This is a genomic window from Sphingomonas ginsengisoli An et al. 2013 (assembly GCF_009363895.1).
Taxonomy (GTDB): Bacteria; Pseudomonadota; Alphaproteobacteria; order Sphingomonadales; family Sphingomonadaceae; genus Sphingomicrobium; species Sphingomicrobium ginsengisoli.
In genome coordinates this window covers 1,725,780-1,744,750 of the sequence record NZ_CP045434.1, presented here as the reverse complement: position 1 = coordinate 1,744,750, position 18,971 = coordinate 1,725,780, and the positions used below count along the sequence as shown (strand labels likewise).

Below are 18,971 nucleotides of genomic sequence, written 5' to 3'. Positions count from 1 at the left end.
CAATGATCGGTTGACCCGTCGGCGGTGCAAAGCGTTGAGCGGTCATGGCTGATGCTCGTCCACGCCGGGGTCCGCATAGCGCGGGGGTGCTGCTCTATCGCATCGGCCCGCCGCTTGAGGTGCTGCTGGTGAAGCCCGGCGGCCCTTATTGGCGACACAAGGACATCGGCGCCTGGATGATCCCCAAGGGCATGATCGAGGCTGGGGAGAGCCCGCTCGACGCGGCGGTGCGCGAATTCGGCGAGGAAACCGGAATGATCATCGGCGCTCCGCCCTGGCCACTCAGCACCGTCCGCCAGGCAGGCGGCAAGCTTGTCGAGGCATTCGCGGCGGAGGGAGAGTTCGATCCCGCCGCCCTGACCAGCATCGAGTTCGAGATGGAGTGGCCGCCACGATCGGGTCAGCTCGAACGTTTCCCTGAGGTTGTCGAGGCGCGCTGGTTCGACATCGCCGGTGCACGCGAAGCCATGCTCAAGAGCCAGTTGCCGTTGCTCGACGCCCTCGTAGCCGCGCTGGCCGGCTAGAGCTGGAAGCTGCCCTCGATCACCGTCCAGCAGCGGCCCGACAGAAGCACACGGTCGCCGGCAAGCTCGCAGTCGAGCAGGCCGCCGCGCGGGCCGACCTGCGCGGCGCTGAAGCGGGTCCGCCCGAGCCGCGCCGACCAGTAAGGCACCAGCGCCGCATGCGCCGACCCCGTGACCGGATCCTCGTCGATCCCGTGATAAGCCGCGAATACCCGGCTCCCGACGTCGGTCTCGACGCCCGGCGCGGTGACCATCACCAACGCGTCGATCGCGGCCAGCGCGGTGAAGTCGGGCCGCACCGCGCGCACCGCTGCCTCATTCTCGAGGACGACGATGATCGCGCCATTGCCGCCGCTGCCGCGCTGCACCGGGCCGGTGACACCGAGCGCCGCCAGCGCCTCGGGTGCGGTGGCCTCGACGACGGTCGAGGCCGGTAGGCTCAGCCGCAGCAGGTCTTCATGCCGCTCGACAGTCAGCACGCCCGAGCGGGTCCGGAACCGCACCCGCTCGCCGGTCAGCAGGATGTGTCCCGAAGCGAGCGTAGCGTGGCCGCACATGTCGACTTCGACCGTCGGGGTGAACCAGCGGAGGTGATAGTCGGCGTCCTCGCCATCGAGCGGCACCGCAAAGGCGGTCTCGCTGAGATTATTCTCGGCCGCGATCGCCTGAAGCTGCGCGTCGGGCAGCCATTGCTCGAGCGGCATCACCGCGGCGGGATTGCCAGTCAGCGGGGTCGGCGCGAAGGCATCGACCTGGAAGAAGGGCAGAATCATCGGCGTTCCGTCAGATGATGCGGCAGCATGCCTTCGCGATCGATATGCCCCTCGGGGTCGAAGTGCATCAGAATCTCTGTTCCAGGGAAACGCTGCTGCAGTTTCTCCTCGATCGAATCGAGTTTGTCATGGGCCTCACGGACGGTCCAATCCTCGGGCACCCAGACGTGGAACTGGATGAAATCATGCATGCCCGCGGTACGGGTTCGAACGTCGTGAATGCCCTTGAGCTCGGGATATTCGGCGCAGGCGCCCAGAAAGGCCTCGCGCTTATCGAGCGGCCATTCGGCGTCCATCAGTTGGTTGACGCTCTCGCCCGCGGCGTGCCACGCGCCCCACAGCAGCCACAGCCCAATCCCGATCCCGAACACCGCATCTGCGCCGCTGATGCTGAGCCACTGGTCGAGCACCAAAGCGACGATCACCGCGCCGTTGAGCACGAAGTCGGACTTGTAATGCAGATTGTCGGTCTGGATCGCGACCGAGCCGGTCCGGCTGATCACGCGCTTCTGATAGGCGAGCAGCAGCGCGGTCGCGGCCATCGCGAGGATCGACACCCCCACGCCCAGCTCGGCATTTTCGGTCGGCGCCCCTTCGAGCAGCCGCTGCACCGCGCGCCAGCCGATGCCGATCGCGCTGACTGAAATCAGGACCACCTGTGCGAGCGCCACCAGCGCCTCGGCCTTGCCATGTCCGAAGCGATGATCGTGGTCGGCCGGAATCGCTGCGATCCGCACCCCGGCCAGCGTCACCAAACTAGCGATAAGGTCGAGCGCGGTGTCGGCAAGGCTGCCGAGCATCGCGGTCGAATCGGTCGCGATCGCCGCCCAGCCCTTGGCCACCAGCAGGAGGCTCGCCATGCCGACGCTGGCGAGCGCGGCGCGGGTCGACAGCTTGGCGCGCTCCTCGCCCGTAACCCTCATGGGAAAAGCAGCCCTTCGTCCCAGCCGCCGTCGGCGCGGCGGGTGAACAGACGGCGGTGATGCAAGCGGAACTCGCCGTCTTCCCAAAATTCGATCCGCTCGGGAACGAGGCGAAAGCCCGACCAGTGTGGGGGCCGTTCGACCGGGCCATCGCCGAAGCGTTCCTTCACCTGCTCGACCCGATCGAGAAAAGTCGCGCGGCTGGCCAGCGGTCGCGACTGGTCGCTCGCCCAAGCGCCGATCCGGCTGGTGCGCGAGCGGCTCGCGAAATAGGCGTCGGCTTCCGCCTCGCTAACCGGCTCGAGCTGGCCTTCGGCGCGGACCTGTTTGCGCAACGATTTCCAGTGGATGCACAGCGCGGCGTGGCGATTGGCGGCGATCTCCTCGCCCTTGCGGCTCTCGAGATTGGTGAAGAAGCCGAACCCTTGCGGCCCGTGCAGCCGCATCAACACCATCCGGACCGACGGCCGTCCGTCGGGGGTGGCCGTCGCCAGCGCCATCGCGTCGGGATCGTTGGGTTCATGGGTCTGAGCCTCGGCGAACCATTGCTCGAACAGGGCGAAGGGGTCGTCGGCCATGGCCTGGGGCTCTAAGCCGCGACCCCACCGCAGGCAAGCAAGGCGAACCACCTAGCGCGCCGGTGTGGTTTGCGCCTAAGACACCGCCCCATGGACCTCTACGCACGGCTTGGGATCAAGCGCGGCGCCACCGACGCCGAGATCAAGAAGGCCTATCGCAGCCTCGCCAAGCAGCTTCATCCTGACGCCAACAAGGACAATCCCAAGGCGGCCGAGCGCTTCAGCCAGGTGACCGCCGCCTACGATCTGCTGTCCGACAAGGACAAGCGCGCCCGCTACGACCGCGGTGAGCTCGATGAGGATGGCAATCCCAAGATGCCATTCGGCGGCGGCTTCAGCGGCGCTGGTGCGGGCTACACCGGACCGAGCCCCGGCAGCGGCGGCTTTGAAGGGTTCAGCGACGCCGACGGGGTCGACTTGTCGGACCTGTTCGAGGGGATCTTCAATCGTGGGGGCGGGGGCGGTCGACCCGGAGCCGGCGGCGGGTTCGGCGGGTTCGGTCGCCGGTCCCAGCCGCAAAAGGGCAATGACGTTGCCTACCGATTGACCGTGCCGTTCACCGATGCTGCCACGCTGACCGCCCAGCGGGTCACTCTACGCGACGGCAAGGCGATCGACCTCAAGCTTCCGCCCGGGGTCGAAGACGGCACCAAGATTCGCATCGCGGGCCGTGGCGAGCCCGGCACGGCGGGCAATGGCGACGCGCTCATCACGATCGTCGTCGAGCCGCATCGCTTCTTTTCGCGGGATGGCGACGATGTCCGTCTGACCTTGCCGGTCTCACTTAACGAGGCCGTGCTCGGCGCCAAGGTCAAGGTGCCCACGCCCGACGGGCCGGTGATGCTCACCGTTCCCAAGGGCGCGTCTTCGGGCAAGGTGCTGCGGATCAAGAGCCGTGGCTTCTCGAGCAAGAGCGGCAAGCGCGGTGACCAACTGGTGACGCTGAGTGTCGACCTCCCCGCCGGTGATGCCGCGCTCGAGCGCTTTGCCGCCGATTGGACCGGCGGCGGCAACCCGCGGGCGGCCTTGGGCGTCTAGCCCACCGACGTGCTCGGCCTATCTCCCCAATCGCCCGAAGCGCGGCGCAAGCGCCTCGCCGAGCTGCAGGCCCGTTTCGGCAGCAAGGTGGTCGATCGGCTCAAGCCGGGCCAGCGGCCGTTCGAGATCGCCAAGCGCGTGCTGGTCGGGGTTTACAGCGACGGGTTCATCCACGCCGGCAACCTTGCTTACCTATCGCTGGTCGCGATGTTCCCCTTCTTCATCAGTGCCGCCGCACTCGCCCATCTGCTCGGGCGCAGCGAAGACGCGATGCACACGGTCAACTTCGTCCTGCTCCAGGTCCCGCCCGACATTCGCAAATTGCTGGTCGCCCCGGTCCAGGAAGTGCTCACCGCGCGCACCGGGCCATTGTTGTGGTTCGGCGGGATCGTCGGGCTGTGGACCGCGGCGAGCTTCATCGAGACGCTACGCGACATCCTGCGCCGCGCCTATGGAGTGAAATATAGCGCGCCCTTCTGGGAATATCGGCTGATGTCGATCGGCTTCATTCTCGCGTCGGTGCTTCTGCTGATGACGGCCTTCGCCGCCTCGGTGGCACTCAGCTCGGTCGAGGCGCTGATCATCCACGTCTTCCCGCGCCTGGCGCCGCTGACCAGTTCTTTCCCCATCTACAAATTGATCCCTGCGGTGGCGCTCTACATCGCCATCTACATCGTCTTCGTGGTGCTGACCCCGCGCCGCTACCGCCGCATCGAGTGCCGTAAATGGCCGGGCGCGGTTTTGGTGACGAGCTGGTGGCTGCTGACCGCCGAACTGCTGCCGCAGGCGATGCGGCTGGCCGGCGGTTATAGCCTGACCTACGGTAGCCTTGCCGGGGTGATGATCGCGCTCCTGTTCTTCTTCGTCATCGGCCTTGGCGTGGTGATGGGGGCCGAGCTCAACGCGGCACTGGCCGAAACCGAAGCGGTCGCGCTAGAGGGCGAACAATATTCGGGGCCGTACGCCGGCCAATTGCCGGTGGAAGCCCCGAATGCCGGACCCGAGCCGCTCGCAGCGCTCGCGGATAAGGTGGTGAAGACGGACAACAGGGACGAGCCTTCGACATGACGGGATTGATGCAGGGCAAGCGCGGGCTGATCATGGGCCTCGCCAACGACCGTTCGCTGGCCTGGGGCATTGCCCGCCAGCTCGCCGACCAAGGCGCCGAGATGGCCTTCTCCTATCAGGGCGATGCGCTGGAAAAGCGGGTCAGGCCGCTCGCCGAGCAGCTCGGGCACGAGCCGTTTCTGCTCGACTGCGACGTCAGCGACATGGCCGCGCTCGACCGCACCTTCGCCGAGCTTGAGCAAAAGTGGGGGACGATTGACTTCCTGGTCCACGCGATCGGCTTTTCGGACAAGAATGAGCTGCGCGGCCGGTTCGTCGACACGACCCTCGACAATTTCCTGCTGACCATGAACATCTCGGTCTACAGCTTCGTCGCCGTCGCCCAGCGCGCCGCCCGGCTGATGCCAAATGGCGGATCGCTGCTGACGCTGACCTACTACGGCGCCGAGAAAGTCATCCCGCACTACAACGTCATGGGCGTCGCCAAGGCGGGGCTCGAGACCGCGACCAAATATCTCGCCGCCGACCTCGGCAAGGAGAACATCCGGGTCAACGCGATCTCGGCCGGACCGATCAAGACGCTCGCGGCGAGCGGGATCGGCGACTTCCGCTACATTTTGAAATGGAACGAGCTCAACAGCCCGCTGCGTCGCAATGTCACCATCGAGGACGTCGGCGGGGCCGGGCTCTATCTGCTGAGCGACCTGTCGAGCGGCGTGACGGGTGAAGTCCACCACGTTGACGCGGGCTACAACGTGATCGGTATGAAGGCCGAGGACGCGCCGGACATCGCAACGGTCTGACGGCTGCCGGCGAGGCCGCTCTCGGCCGACCGCGTGCCTCGATAATTCTCCAAACGGCCGCCGTATTGTGACAAATAAGTCGCAGTTCGCTTACTTCCTGCGCCTTTTTCGGCATTTCCAATTGTAACGTTGCCGATTCTGGTGAGGCTTTGACTCATCGGAATCGTCTCGCTTGCTCGGAGAAATCATTTGACCCTTTCGGCCCGCCAGCTGCTGTTCTCCTCAATATCGGTAGTCGCGACCCTCGCAGCCGCGCCCGCGTTCGCCCAGACCGCCAGTCCGCAGAGCACCAGCGACCGCTGCCCCGACGGGTCTATTCCGGCCCCCGGCGTGTCCTGCCCCCCGGGCGGCACCGACAGCCAAGGCGCCGGAACTGCTCCGGCGACGAGCACTGTCACCAGGCCGCCGGAAAATGGTACAGTCGCCAACGACGACGTGGTCGTCACCGGCTCGCGCATCGCACGGCGGGGCATCGAGACGGCCTCGCCGATCGAAGTGATCGATTCCAAACAACTCGACGCCCGCGGCTACCAGACCGTGGCGCAGGCGCTCAATGAACTGCCGACCTTCGGCGTCCCGGGCGCTTCGCCGGTTGGTGCGAGTCAGTCGGGCTTTGGCGCCGGGCAAAGCTTCGTCGACTTCCTCGGCCTCGGCTCGCAACGCACCCTGACGCTGGTCAACGGCCGCCGCTTCGTGTCGTCAAACACGTCATCGATCTTCGGTCCCACGGGCGCCGGCGGCAGCCAGGTCGACCTGAACGTCATTCCGACCAAGCTGATCGATCGGGTTGAGACAGTCGCCGCCATCGGCGCGCCGATCTATGGTTCGGATGCGATCGCGGGTACCATCAACATCATCCTCAAGAAGAACTATCAGGGCCTCGACATCGACGCGCAGTCGGGCATTTCGCAGCGCGGCGACGCCCCAGATTATCGCATCCGCTTCCTGGCCGGTCAGAACTTCGGGAACGGCCGCGGCAACATCACAGTGGCGGGCGAGTATAACGTCTCGAAAGGGTTGCTCGCTACCGACCGCGGGGTGACGGCGCTCGACAACCGCTTCGACCAGTCGCGCAGCGGCACCGGTCCGCAGGTAATCTACAACGACTTCCGCATCACCTCGGTCGATCCCAACGGCGCGCCCGTGGTCGGCGGGGGACCGTTCGGGCTCGACTTCCCGCTAAGCCCGCAAGTCGCCACGCTCGTTGGCGGCGACTTCAACGTCCGCAACGCGGCCGGCCAGTCGGTGCGCTTCGACAGCAATGGTAACCTCATCCCGATCGACTTCGGCGGCGTGATCGGCCCGGACGACGGCTTCAACGTCTTTACCAGCGGCGGCAACGGCTTTTCGTTGCAGTCAGTGTCGAATCTGCTGACCGACCTCAAGCGCTACAACATCAACACCGAGCTGTCGTATCAGCTGACCGACAACATTCGCTTGTTCGGCGAGGGTTGGTACAGCGTCAGCAAGGGCAAGAACCTTGCCGCGCAGCCGGTTTACAATACTGGCCTATTCGATGCCGCGGGCACCCGCGACGGCAACCTCATCATTCCGCTCAGCAACCCGTTTCTGTCGGCGGCGGCCCGGACGGCAATCGCCAACTCGATCGCCAACAATGAGTTTTCGGATCAGAACCTCGGCATCGTCGACAATCAGGACTATTTCTACCTGAGCCGGGCCAGCACCGACCTGTCGTCGGGCGTGTCGGTCGGCAAGAGTCAGGTGTTTCGCGTGGTCGGCGGCATCGATGGCGACCTGCACGTCCTCGCCGCCAAGCCGTGGAAGTTCGAGGCGTTCGCTAACTACGGCCGGGCGACGGTGAACAGCCGCAATCCCGAACTCAACCAGCAGAATTTCCTCAACGCGCTCAACTCGACGGTCGACGCCAATGGCAACATCGTCTGCGCGCCCTACGCCAACTCGCCGGTTGCTACGATCAGCGGGACCTGCGTGCCGTTCAATCCATTCGGCCAGCAGAACAGCCAGGCGGTCAAGGATTACATCACCACCATCGCCACCCCGCGCAACCTCAACAAGCAGCTCGACTTCGTGGCGTCGATCTCGGGTGGGCTGTTCTCGTTGCCCGGCGGCGACCTCGGCTTCGCGGCCGGGTTCGAACATCGCCAGGAAAGCTCGAGCTTCGATCCGGGCGTCTTCTATTACGGTTCGGGTACGGGCGATTCGTCGCAGCGCGGCAGTTACGGCCGCTCGGTGCCGATCGATCCGGTATTCGGTAAGTATCACACCAACGAGATCTTCGGAGAGCTCAAGGCCGACATCATCTCGCCGGCCAACCACGTTCCGGGCGTCTACGCCCTGACGGTACAGACGGCCGGCCGCTACATCTGGAACTCGCTCGCGGGCAGCGATCCGACCTACACCGGCCAGATCCGCTATGCCCCCATCCGGGATATCGCCTTCCGCGGCGCCTACACCCGCGCGGTGCGTGCGCCTTCGGTGACCGAAGCGTTTAACCCGCGGTCGAGCGCGTTTGGTTTTGCAACCGACGTCTGCGACCAGACCCTGCGCAACCAGGGCCCGGATCCGACGACCCGCGCCGCCAACTGCACCGCCGCCGGGCTGCCGGCGAACTTCCGCTCGCTGTCCAACCAGCGGTCGTTCCCGACTTTCACCTTCGGCAACCCCGACCTGACCAACGAAAAGTCGGATAGCATCACGGCCGGCGCGGTGATCACCCCGCGCTTCCTGCCGGGGTTCAACGCCACGGTGGACTATGTCAGCGTCAAGCTGAAGAATGCCATCAGCCAGTTCTCCAACAGTCAGGTGGTGGCAGCCTGCTACGACTCGACGACCTATCCCAATAATCCGTTCTGCGCCCTGCTCAGCCGAGACGCGAGTGGCCAGCTTAACAGCGTCGGGACGAGCTACTTCAACTCGGCGCAGCTGCGTTACAAGGGCGTGATCGCCAGCATCGACTATCGCCGCCCGACGCCCTTCCTGGGGGCGGGCAGCCGGGTCGGGGTCAATGTGAGCTACCAGTATCTCGATACGCTGACCAACCAGGCCAATGCCGGCGACGCGCCGACCATCATCGACGATTCGGTCGGCTACAGCCGCCACAAGGGTATCCTCGGGCTAAGCTACGACACCCGAGCATTTAGCGGCCAACTGCAGTTCAATTACGTCGGCAAGGCTAAGATCGATCCGAATGCGAGCGCCGATTTCTACTCGGTTTCGACGGTGCGACCGTTCATCTTCACGAACCTGTCGCTGGCCTACAATGTCGGGACGCGCTTCACCTTCCGGGGCAGTGTCGACAACCTGTTCGACGTCAAGCCGCCCTATCCGTACCCGGCGAGCGGGGGCACTTCGACCTACTTCCAAGGCATCCTGGGCCGCTACTATCGCGTCGGCGCGGCGGTGCACTTCTAGGATTTGCGGGGATCAGCGGGGGCTTCGGCCGACTGCTGATCCCTCTCAAACGAGACCAACTGGGGCGGGGCCGCGCGGGCCCGCCCCTTTTTAGTGGTACTCGTGGCCCGTCAGGATTTGGGCGCGGTCGCCGAACGGCAACGATCCGAGCAATATTTCACCTGCTCCCAGTCGCGCGCCCATTTCTTGCGCCAGGCGAACGGTCGCTGGCAGGCGGCGCAGACCTTGGTCGGCAAGTCGCCCTTGCGAACCATCTTCGTCATCAGCCGGCAAAGGGGTCCCGGACCAGAATGGTGTCGTCGCGCTCGGGGCTGGTCGAGACCAGCGCGACCGGGCAGCGGATCAGCTCCTCAACCCGTCGGATGTATTTGATCGCCTGGGCGGGTAGTTCGGCCCAGCTGCGGGCGCCGGCGGTGCTCTCGCTCCAGCCGGGGATGTCTTCATAGACCGGCTCGACCCGCGCCTGGTCGGCAGCGTGGGGCGGCAGATAGCTGAAGTCGCGCCCGTCGATCCGGTAGCCAGTGCAGATGCGGATGGTGTCGAGTCCGTCGAGCACGTCCAACTTGGTCAAGGCGACGCCGGTGATCCCGCTCACCGCCACTGCCTGGCGGACCAGCACGCTGTCGAACCAGCCGCAGCGACGGCGGCGGCCGGTGACCGTTCCGAATTCGCGGCCGCGCTCGCCGATGCGCTCGCCAACCTCGTCGTGGAGTTCGGTCGGGAAGGGTCCGGCGCCGACGCGGGTGGTGTAGGCCTTGACGATGCCGAGGACGAACCCCGCCGCCGACGGTCCCGTCCCGCTGCCGCTGCCGGTAGTCCCGGCGACGGTGTTGGACGAGGTGACGAACGGGTAGGTGCCGTGGTCGACGTCGAGGAGCACCCCCTGCGCGCCCTCGAACAGGATACGGCGGCCGCGGCCGCGTGCTTCGTCGAGGTCGACCCACACCGGGCGGGCGAAGGGCAGCACGAAGTCGGCGATCTCGGCGAGGTCGGCCTTGAGCTGGGCGCGGTCGACCGGCGGCTGCCCGAAGCCGGCGCGCAGCGCGTCATGATGCGCGCACAGGCGATCGAGCAAAGGATCGAGCTCACCGAGGTGGGCGAGGTCGCAGACCCGGATCGCACGGCGGCCGACCTTGTCCTCATAGGCGGGCCCGATCCCGCGGCGGGTCGTGCCGATTTTCGAGGCCCCGCTGGCATCCTCGCGCAGCGCGTCGAGATCGCGGTGGATCGGCAGGATCAGCGGGCAGGTCTCGGCCAGGCGGAGAATGTCGGGGGTGACCGCCACGCCCTGCGCGCGGATCCGCTCGACCTCGTCGCGCAGCGCCCATGGATCGAGCACGACGCCATTGCCGATGATCGACGGGGTGCCGCGAACGATGCCCGAAGGAAGCAGCGACAATTTGTAGACGTTGCCGCCGACGACCAGGGTGTGGCCGGCGTTATGGCCGCCCTGGAAGCGCACCACGAGGTCGGCGCGGCTGGCGAGCCAGTCGACGATCTTGCCCTTGCCCTCGTCGCCCCACTGCCCGCCGATGACGGTGACGTTGCCCACGCGCCGGTCCTTCCAAACTGCCGATGATGGATGGCAAGGCGCCTAGGCGAGCGCGCGCGGAAGGTCCAGTTTCTGGCGATGCTCTAAAGGATATGGCGGTTGGCTAGAACGCCAGCGACACCGTCCACAGGATCGCGCTCCAGCTGACGACCATGAGGGCGATCAGCACGGTGCCGCGGGTGCGCAGCGCATAGCGGTCGTCTTCGGGCGCATAGGCTTCGACCTGCGCGGCAAGTTCCTGCAGGCGGGTGATGTCGAAACCGTCGTCGGTGGCGGCCGGCTTGGCAGCGGGGCTGCGCAGCAGCGCGGCGCTGACTGCGGCGGCGGGAATGCTCAGCTCAAATTCGCAGCCGTAGAAACGTCCGCTGTGCCAGGCGACGCTGGCCGCGGTTGGGCCGCGCTCGGGCAGGTCGACGAACAGCGTCTCGCCGGGCGCCAGCCGCTCGGCGGTTTCGATCAGCAAGCCGGTCGGGGAGAGATCGTGAATCGTCACCTCGACGCCCCGGTCGGCAAGGGTCGCACCGAGCCGCAGCGCGCGCCGCGAAGCGTAGCGGCGGTTCTCATTCCCGAGTGGCAGCGCGGTTTGTACGGCGGTCGACATCAAGAGGCCTCGTCCCTGTTGCGCCGACCGTGCCGTGAACAAGTTAACAGATGGTCAAGCACGCCGCGGCGGCGGACCGGGAAATCGGTCAACGGAAGTGAGGCGGGCGCGCGAACGTGCTAGCGTCGCGCAACTCGCCGACAGGAGCCGCCATGCCGACCGCCGCCCCCATGCCCGCCCTGTTCATCGGCCACGGCAGCCCGATGAATACGCTCGAGCAGAACGACTTCACCAGGGCGTGGGCCGGCATGGGGCGCGATCTGCCGCGGCCGCGCGCGGTCCTGGTGGTATCGGCGCACTGGTACATCGGGGCGACCGCGGTGACCGCGATGGCGCGGCCGCGGACGATCCACGATTTCTATGGCTTTCCGCCGGCGCTCAACGCGTTCGACTATCCCGCGCCCGGCCTGCCCGAGCTGGCGGCGGAGGTGGCCGAAGAGGTCAAGCCGACCTGGGTCGGGCTCGACCAGGACCAGTGGGGCCTCGACCACGGGACGTGGAGCGTGCTCGCCCACCTCTATCCCAAGGCCGACATCCCGGTCGTCCAGCTGTCGATCAACGCGCTCAAGCCGCTCGACTATCATGTCGAGTTGGGCGCCAAGCTGGCGGCCCTTCGCGAGCGCGGCGTGATGATCCTGGCGAGCGGCAATGTGGTCCACAATCTGCGCGAGGTGCAGTGGCGCGAGCCCGACACTGCGTTCGACTGGAATCGGCGGTTCGACGAGGCGGCCGAGCAGCAGCTGCGCGACGATCCCGGCGCGGTGCTGAAGCTGGTCGACCATCCCGATTACGCCCGGGCGGTGCCGACCCCCGACCATTTCGTGCCGCTGCTCTACACCGCCGGCCTTGCCGCCGCGGCGGGCGAGGGCGCCCGCGCGCTCGTCCACGGCTACGCGATGGGCTCGCTGTCGATGACCTGCTTCGGGGTGGGCGTGGTCGACGAATGCCCGGTCGACGCCGATGGCGCGGCCGGCATCCCTGCGAGCGTACCGGCAGGCCAAAGTAACATCTGACGCTGACGATCGGCAGAATTACAAAGTTTCCTTGGTGCGGCCCTTACCCGGGGTCCGAGCGCTTGATGGAATTCGCGAGATTTCCGCCATCGGCAAGTCCCGACGCCGAAGTTTCCATGTTTCCCTGCTGTGACCCTTTGCCCCTTCGGCGCGATCACCTCGCGATCGCGCGATGCCTGCTCGATTGTCAAAGACGTGGGCGAACCGCTGCTGTAGGCAAGCAGGTCAAATCCTATTGTTCAAGAGATGAGTGAATGTCCGCTATGGGTGGAAAGCGGACATTCGGAAGAGCGGCGCCCAATGGAGGAAAGCAGAGTTAGGAACAAAGCCCATCTCCACTTCGCTATGAGCTATGTCGACAATGTGACCATGTCGTTCCAAGCCACGGTAGACCCCTAAGTTCTCGGCTCCCGAGAGACATGGTGCTTCCCCGCTCCGAAAAGAGCCTATGCACGCGCTCATCATTGAAAACGAACCCGCGATTGCCTTCACAATCGAAACCATACTGTCGGATCTTGGATTCGACAGTTTCGACGTGGCTCAGTCCAGCGAGGCCGCAATGGCCTTTGCCGTGAAGACCTGCCCGCAATTGATCACGGCCGATGTCGAACTGGAAACAGGGACGGGTATCGACGCCGTGAACGTCATATGCTCGGGCCCGGATATTCCAGTGGTCTTCATCACGGGGACCCCCGACGAAGTGCGGAGCAAGATGCCGCTCTATCCGCTTGTAGTAAAACCATTCCGCCTAGAGACGCTGGTAAAGGCGGTCGAAACAGCGATGGCTCACCCCGTCTAGGCGAGCCGAAATCCGGGACGGGCATCCGAGGTCCGGCGTCACTTGGGCGCGACGACCGAAACCCTCGTTCCTGGGTTTCTGTCACTGGTCGAGACGGTCGCGCCAAGCTGCTTTGCCAGCGCATCGACAATCCCGCTTCCGAGGCCCGGCTTGCCTTGGCCTTCGCCCGCTTCGAGCCCGACGCCGTCATCGTCGACGTTGAGGATCCAGCCGTCGCCCGCCCTCGCGTAATCGACCGTGATCGCACCCTTCTGGTCGGCTCCGGGAAAGGCATGCTTGAGCGCATTGATGACGAGTTCGGTGACGATCAGTCCGAGACTGACTGAAACGTTCGCGGCCGTTTCGCTGTCGTCGGCGGTGGCGGTAAGGCGGACGCGTTGCGAATCGTCAATCATCGAGGCGCCGATGCTGGAACACAGTTCCTTCAGATAGTCGCGCAGCTTCACCTGGTCATCGCTCGAAATCGCCAGCTGCCTCTGGAGGGTCGCGACTGACATGACGCGATTGTGCGCGCTGTAGAGGTGGTTGCGGGTTTCGTCCGATTGCACACGGCGAGCGCTTTGCATGAGCACGCTAGCGATGATCTGAAGGCTGTTCGCGACCCGGTGCTGCAATTCTCGCAGCAGCACTTCCTTGTCCCTTACCAACGCGTCCTTGATCCGTGCGGCGAGCCGTGACGCGGTGACGTCGGTCACAGTCATTGCAATTAGCGGAAGATGGCCATCGCCAAGGTCGATCCTCTGGGCGTTGACAATGACGCAGGCCTTGTCGCGACCGTCACGGACCAGTTCCATCTCATATGCATCGACGCCGGCGCTCCCGAGCAGGGTCGCCTGGAGCAAGGACTGTAACTGGGGCACTGCCCACTCACCCGCACCGACCTTCGCGAGGCTCAGACCCTCGATCGTAAGGGGGTCGATATCGAAATCGCGGCAAAAGGACACGCTGGCGCTGACGACCTTGAAATGATCGTCCAGCAGGAGGAGCGGCGCTCTGGATGTGCCGACCAAGGCAAGGGCAAGGCTCGCAGCAGGTTCGAAGCGTAGAGGCGTAATCAATTCCATGGCCAAGGCCTTCGGAAACCGGAGCCTTCGCGGAATGCGATTTGACCGGCAGCAACGCCGTGCGTCAGGCTCCGACTGAGTCGAAACCAATACGCGGAAACAACAGCTTACACCTTATGCGGGCAAAGCTTGCAGGAAATCGTTCGGAGTGTGCCTTCACCACCCCGAATGTCCGCAATGGGTGGAAGGCAGACGTTCAGGACTGTTGCGTGTCCTCGGCAACCGCTAGCAATCCTGCGGTCAATTCTGCGACTCTATCTGCTCGGCGGAGGCGGTGCCTTCGCTCTCCGAAACCTTGGACCCACAAAGATGCGGTCAACAATCCGCCAAACGCGATACCCGCGATACCGCTTAAGGTGAGTGGTATTAGGAATGGAGAGACCAGAACAAAGGCCGTGCCAGCGGCAGCGATGGTGAATGTCATCACCTCCGCCGTTCGGTCAGGAACGAAGAAGGGGTCGCGCGCCTCGGGTGAGAACGGGTTAACCTTGGCCACGCGCCCAGGATGCGGAAGATGTTCAATGTCCGCAATGGGTCGAAAGCGGACATTCGCTCAGAATGTGAGCGGCACCACCTCGCGCACCCCGTCGAGCGCGCAGAGTTGCTTGACGACCGGCGCCGGCACCGGCTCGTCGACCGCGACCAGGGCGACGGCTTCGCCGCCCGCGGCGCGGCGGCCGAGGTTGAAGGTGGCGATGTTGAGGCCGGCGGACCCCAGCGTCGTACCGAGCTTGCCGATGAAGCCGGGGGCGTCACTGTTGACGATGTAGAGCATCGCTCCCGCCAGCTCGGCTTCGACCGGTACGCCGAAGATGTCGACGAGCCGCGGGCCGCTGTTGCCGAACAGGGTGCCGGCGACGGTCCGCTCGCCGCTGTCGGTGCCGACGGTGACCCGGACGAGGGTGTGATAATCGCCCTCGCGTTCGTGGCGCACCTCGCGCACGTCAAGCCCGCGCTCCTTCGCGAGGAAAGGCGCGTTAACCATGTTCACCGTCTGGCTGTAGGTGCCCATCAGGCCGGCGAGAACCGCGCCGGTGATCGGCTTCTGATTCAATTCGGCGGCAGCGCCCTCGACTTCGATCGCGACGCTGCGGACAGTGTCGCCGAGTACTTGGCCGACCAGCCGGCCGAGCTTCTCGGCGAGCGCCATGTAGGGCTTGAGGCGCGGCGCTTCCTCAGCGCTGAGGCTCGGCATGTTGATGGCGTTGGTGACCCCGCCGGCAAGCAGGAAGTCGCTCATCTGCTCGGCGACCTGGATGGCGACGTTGACCTGCGCTTCGCTGGTCGAGGCGCCGAGGTGCGGGGTGGAGACGAAGCCGGGGGTGCCGAACAACGGCGAGGCGGTGGCGGGCTCGGTCTCGAAGACGTCGAGGGCGGCTCCGGCGACCTGGCCACTGTCGAGCGCTTCCTTAAGCGCGGCCTCGTCGATCAGCCCGCCGCGCGCGCAGTTGATGATGCGGACGCCGGGCTTGGACTTCGCCAAGTTATCGCGGCTGAGGATGTTGCGGGTCTGGTCGGTCAGCGGGGTGTGGAGCGTGATGAAGTCGGCGCGGCGGAGTAGCTCGTCGAGCTCGACCTTTTCCACGCCCATTTCGAGCGCGCGCTCGGGGGTGAGGAAGGGGTCGAAGGCGACCACCTTCATCTTGAGGCCGAGCGCGCGGCTGGCGACAATCGAGCCGATGTTGCCCGCGCCGATCAGGCCCAAGGTCTTGGCGGTCAGCTCGACCCCCATGAAGCGGTTCTTTTCCCACTTGCCCTGCTGGGTCGAGGCGTCGGCCTCGGGCAGCTGGCGGGCGAGCGCGAACATCAAGGCGATGGCGTGTTCGGCGGTGGTGATCGAATTGCCGAAGGGGGTGTTCATCACCACCACGCCGCGCGAGGTGGCGGCGGGGATGTCGACATTGTCGACTCCGATGCCGGCGCGTCCGACGACCTTGAGATTGGTCGCCGCCTCGAGGATTTTGGATGTGACCTTGGTCGAGGAGCGGATGGCGAGCCCGTCATAGTCGCCGACGATCGCGGCGAGCTCGTCGGGGGTCTTGCCGGTGATCTCGTCGACCTGAATGCCGCGCTCGCGGAAGATGGCGGCGGCCTTGGGGTCCATCTTGTCGGAGATGAGGACTTTGGGTTGGGTCATTAGGTGATCCCTGAGGCTGTGCTCCCGCGCAGGCGAGAGCCAAGTTTGATGTGAAGCTACTGGGCTCCCGCCTTCGCGGGAGTACGCAAGTCAGGCGGCCGTCTCGGCCCACGCCCAGTCGAGCCAGGGGCCGAGCGCTTCGATGTCGGCGGTGTCGACCGTCGCGCCGCACCAGATGCGCAGGCCCGGCGGGGCGTCGCGGTAGCCGGCAATGTCGTAGGCGGCGTCGTGCTGCTCGAGCAGCGCAGCCATCGCCTTGATCCGCGCCTCGTCGGCGCCGTCGAGAGTCAGGCAGACGCTGGTCTTCGAGCGGCTGGCCGGGTTGGCGGCGAGGTGGTGCAGCCAGTCGCGCTGTTCGACGATGCGATCGAGCGCGGCGGCGTTGGCGTCCGAGCGCGCGATCATGCCCTTGAGGCCGCCGACGCTCTTGGCCCATTCGAGGCTGAAGATTGCGTCCTCGACCGCGAGCATCGAGGGGGTGTTGATCGTCTCGCCCTTGAAGATGCCTTCGGTCAGCTTGCCCTTGCTCATCAACCGGAACAGCTTGGGAAGCGGCCAGGCGGGAACGTAGGTCTCGAGCCGCTCGACCGCGCGCGGGCCGAGGATCAGGACCCCGTGCGCGCCTTCGCCGCCGAGCACCTTCTGCCACGAGAAGGTGGCGACATCGATCCGGTCCCACGGCAGGTCGTAGGCGAACACCGCGCTGGTCGCGTCGGCGAAGCTGAGGCCTTCGCGATCGGCGGCGATCCACTCGCCATCAGGCACGCGGACGCCGCTGGTGGTGCCGTTCCAGGTGAATAGGACGTCGGTCGACCAGTCGACCTGGCCGAGGTCGGGCAGCTGGCCGTAGTCGGCGCGGATGACGGTCGGATCGAGCCGCAACTGCTTGACCGCGTCGGTGACCCAACCCTCGCCGAAGCTTTCCCAGGCGAGCGTGGTCACGCCGCGCGCACCGAGCATGGTCCACATCGCCATTTCAAACGCGCCGGTGTCGGAGCCCGGGACGATGCCGATCCGGTGGCTGTCGGGGAGCTGCAAAAGCTCGCGCATCAGGTCGATGCAATAGCCGAGGCGCTGCTTGCCGAGCTTGCTGCGGTGCGAGCGGCCGAGGCTGTGAACAGCGAGTTTGTCAGGGTTCCAGCCGGGCGGCTTGGCGCACGGTCCAGAGGAGAAAAACGGACGCGCGGGACGCACGTCGGGTAGCGGGGTCGTCATATCCAAACTCTCCTTGCAGAGAGCACGCGCCGCGTTGGGACGGCGTGGCCCGTGGACGGCTGTAGCGGCCAGCGATGGGGGCGCAACCCCAATCATGCGAATCGGCAGTGAGCTGTGGACAAGTCGGCGGATGAAACCGCTACCCGGAACGAAGATCAGCAATAATCTTCGCTTCGTCGCTTTAGCGTCGCGGCTCGTCCCAAGGCAGGGATCGAAAGGTTGAATTGCTTAACCATCCCCGGTCTTTTCTCTCCAGCGACGTACCCGGAGGGGCAATTCGGGCGCGTGGCGACGGGGCTGGGGAGTTCCCGAAGCACTGGTATGCAGCAACGGTCTGCGCCTCGATTGGCGTGGGCCGCTACTGCGAAGACGTGGAGCGAACGAGCCGATGGCGCATGCCCTGACCCTGACGAACGGACTGCTGCGCAGCCGCGATCTGTTCGTCCACGACGGGGCCCGCCTGCGCCGTATCCGCCTTTCATCGCCTTTCCAGATCCTGCTGCTCGCCGTCGCCGCCCTGCTGGTCGGCTGGTCGGCGTTCGCGACCGCGCGGATGCTGCGCGCCGAGCCGACAGTCGTGGCGTCGGCCGCGCCGGCGGTGCCGCCGGTCATGGAGCAGCGCACCCGCCTGATCGAACAGCGCCAGGCCGTGATCGAGGCGCTGCTGCTCGGCAACAAGGTTGACCCGGCGCTGCTCGCCGCGGTCTCCCGCGATGCCGCGCCGGCGGTCAAGGATCGCCTCGCCAAGCTTGAAACGCTGCAGGCCGAGCAGGCCGCGCTCGTCGCGAAGGCACTCGACGTCCGCTACCAGGTCACCGCCGGCGAGCTGAAGAAGCTTGGCCTGACCCCGGCCCGGGTCGGGGCCGAGGGCCGCGGCGGTCCACTCGATGCGCTGCGTGGCGGGGCCGATCCGACCTTCAAGGCACTGTTTACCAGCTGGAAGCGGCTCGACACGCTGCAGGACGGCGTGTTCGCGGTGCCGAGTGACAAGCCGGTCAAGACGGCCGCTTTCACCTCGAGCTACGGCGTCCGCTCCGATCCGTTCCAGGGCCGCGCCGCGATGCACGCCGGGATCGACCTCGCCGGCCCGATCGGGACCCCGATCTACGCCACCGCCGACGGCACCGTCGAAACCGCCGGCTGGAACAACGGCGGCTACGGCAACCTCATCAAGATCGACCACGGCCGCGGGATCGAGACCCGCTACGGCCACTTGAGCCAGGTGCTGGTGCACGACGGCCAGCGCGTTCACCGCGGCGACCTCATCGCCAAGATGGGCTCGACCGGCCGCTCGACCGGCAGCCACCTCCACTACGAGGTCCGGATCGATGGCCGCGCGGTCAACCCGATCCCCTTCATGAAGTCGACCGATTACATCATGGCGCTGCGCAGCAACGGCGGCGGCGGCGCGTCGATGGATCAGGTCGCGATGGGCGGCCCGGCCACCAGCCGCGCCAAATAAGCTTGCCGGGAGCGGACCTGCTCCCCAT

17 protein-coding genes are annotated in these 18,971 nt (G+C 65.9%); 8 read left to right on the top strand and 9 right to left on the bottom strand.

The window, feature by feature from the left end; genetic code table 11:
• Nucleotides 1–44: 44 nt before the first annotated feature.
• Nucleotides 45–524: an NUDIX domain-containing protein gene (locus GCU42_RS08380; RefSeq protein WP_114227093.1), complete on the top strand. Its 480-nt coding sequence runs from the start codon at nucleotides 45–47 to the stop codon at nucleotides 522–524.
• Here the strand turns inward: GCU42_RS08380 and GCU42_RS08375 are convergent.
• Genes GCU42_RS08375 through pdxH form a run of 3 tightly spaced genes read right to left on the bottom strand, consistent with a single transcriptional unit; the run spans nucleotide 521 to nucleotide 2,798 of the window.
• Entirely contained in the window at nucleotides 521–1,297 is a 777-nt protein-coding gene (locus GCU42_RS08375) for a PhzF family phenazine biosynthesis protein (RefSeq protein ID WP_114227092.1), read from the bottom strand. The genes GCU42_RS08380 and GCU42_RS08375 overlap by 4 nt on opposite strands.
• A complete protein-coding gene (locus GCU42_RS08370; RefSeq protein WP_114227091.1) occupies nucleotides 1,294–2,220 on the bottom strand; it encodes a cation diffusion facilitator family transporter in 927 nt (308 codons plus the stop codon). Before GCU42_RS08370 ends, GCU42_RS08375 begins: the two co-directional genes overlap by 4 nt.
• Complete coding sequence (gene pdxH, locus GCU42_RS08365) at nucleotides 2,217–2,798, bottom strand: pyridoxamine 5'-phosphate oxidase (RefSeq protein ID WP_114227090.1); 582 nt, start codon at nucleotides 2,796–2,798, stop codon at nucleotides 2,217–2,219. The genes GCU42_RS08370 and pdxH overlap by 4 nt, the downstream gene beginning before the upstream one ends.
• Before the next feature lie 90 nt (nucleotides 2,799–2,888).
• On the opposite strand from pdxH, the gene GCU42_RS08360 reads away from it, so the two are divergent.
• From GCU42_RS08360 to GCU42_RS08345, 4 genes are all read left to right on the top strand, one after another.
• A complete protein-coding gene (locus tag GCU42_RS08360) occupies nucleotides 2,889–3,836 on the top strand; it encodes a DnaJ C-terminal domain-containing protein (RefSeq protein ID WP_114227089.1) in 948 nt (315 codons plus the stop codon).
• Between the two features lie 9 nt (nucleotides 3,837–3,845).
• Nucleotides 3,846–4,904, top strand: a complete 1,059-nt coding sequence (locus GCU42_RS08355; protein WP_114227088.1) for a YihY/virulence factor BrkB family protein — start codon at nucleotides 3,846–3,848, stop codon at nucleotides 4,902–4,904.
• Nucleotides 4,901–5,707, top strand: coding sequence for an enoyl-ACP reductase FabI (gene fabI / locus GCU42_RS08350; RefSeq protein WP_114227087.1), 807 nt, complete (start codon nucleotides 4,901–4,903; stop codon nucleotides 5,705–5,707). The genes GCU42_RS08355 and fabI overlap by 4 nt, the downstream gene beginning before the upstream one ends.
• A gap of 189 nt (nucleotides 5,708–5,896) precedes the next feature.
• Nucleotides 5,897–9,100 (top strand): TonB-dependent receptor domain-containing protein, encoded by a 3,204-nt coding sequence (locus GCU42_RS08345; RefSeq protein ID WP_162789182.1) that lies wholly within the window; start codon nucleotides 5,897–5,899, stop codon nucleotides 9,098–9,100.
• Nucleotides 9,101–9,210: 110 nt separating this feature from the next.
• Here the strand turns inward: GCU42_RS08345 and GCU42_RS08340 are convergent, their stop codons facing one another.
• The 3 genes from GCU42_RS08340 to GCU42_RS08330 all read right to left on the bottom strand — a co-directional run bounded on the left by GCU42_RS08340 (nucleotide 9,211) and on the right by GCU42_RS08330 (nucleotide 11,253).
• A complete protein-coding gene (locus GCU42_RS08340) occupies nucleotides 9,211–9,363 on the bottom strand; it encodes a DUF2256 domain-containing protein (protein ID WP_114227085.1) in 153 nt (50 codons plus the stop codon).
• Complete coding sequence (locus GCU42_RS08335; RefSeq protein WP_114227084.1) at nucleotides 9,363–10,652, bottom strand: adenylosuccinate synthase; 1,290 nt, start codon at nucleotides 10,650–10,652, stop codon at nucleotides 9,363–9,365. The genes GCU42_RS08340 and GCU42_RS08335 overlap by 1 nt, the downstream gene beginning before the upstream one ends.
• Before the next feature lie 103 nt (nucleotides 10,653–10,755).
• Nucleotides 10,756–11,253, bottom strand: a complete 498-nt coding sequence (locus tag GCU42_RS08330) for a PilZ domain-containing protein (RefSeq protein ID WP_152569519.1) — start codon at nucleotides 11,251–11,253, stop codon at nucleotides 10,756–10,758.
• A gap of 152 nt (nucleotides 11,254–11,405) precedes the next feature.
• Between GCU42_RS08330 and ygiD the strand changes: the two genes are divergently transcribed.
• Both ygiD and GCU42_RS08320 read left to right on the top strand, forming a co-directional pair.
• Complete coding sequence (ygiD, locus tag GCU42_RS08325; protein ID WP_114227082.1) at nucleotides 11,406–12,266, top strand: 4,5-DOPA-extradiol-dioxygenase; 861 nt, start codon at nucleotides 11,406–11,408, stop codon at nucleotides 12,264–12,266.
• Nucleotides 12,267–12,714: 448 nt separating this feature from the next.
• Nucleotides 12,715–13,065 carry a response regulator gene (locus GCU42_RS08320; RefSeq protein ID WP_114227081.1) on the top strand — a complete coding sequence of 117 codons (351 nt, stop codon included), beginning with the start codon at nucleotides 12,715–12,717 and terminating at the stop codon, nucleotides 13,063–13,065.
• A gap of 38 nt (nucleotides 13,066–13,103) precedes the next feature.
• On the opposite strand, the gene GCU42_RS08315 is transcribed toward GCU42_RS08320, so the two are convergent.
• The 3 genes from GCU42_RS08315 to GCU42_RS08305 form a co-directional block, all read right to left on the bottom strand.
• Nucleotides 13,104–14,129 (bottom strand): sensor histidine kinase, encoded by a 1,026-nt coding sequence (locus GCU42_RS08315; protein ID WP_114227080.1) that lies wholly within the window; start codon nucleotides 14,127–14,129, stop codon nucleotides 13,104–13,106.
• Nucleotides 14,130–14,682: 553 nt separating this feature from the next.
• Nucleotides 14,683–16,266, bottom strand: coding sequence for a phosphoglycerate dehydrogenase (serA, locus tag GCU42_RS08310; protein WP_114227079.1), 1,584 nt, complete (start codon nucleotides 16,264–16,266; stop codon nucleotides 14,683–14,685).
• Between the two features lie 90 nt (nucleotides 16,267–16,356).
• Nucleotides 16,357–17,481, bottom strand: a complete 1,125-nt coding sequence (locus GCU42_RS08305; protein ID WP_114227078.1) for a phosphoserine transaminase — start codon at nucleotides 17,479–17,481, stop codon at nucleotides 16,357–16,359.
• 388 nt (nucleotides 17,482–17,869) lie between these two features.
• Between GCU42_RS08305 and GCU42_RS08300 the strand changes: the two genes are divergently transcribed.
• Nucleotides 17,870–18,943: a M23 family metallopeptidase gene (locus GCU42_RS08300; protein ID WP_114227077.1), complete on the top strand. Its 1,074-nt coding sequence runs from the start codon at nucleotides 17,870–17,872 to the stop codon at nucleotides 18,941–18,943.
• Nucleotides 18,944–18,971 lie beyond the last annotated feature (28 nt).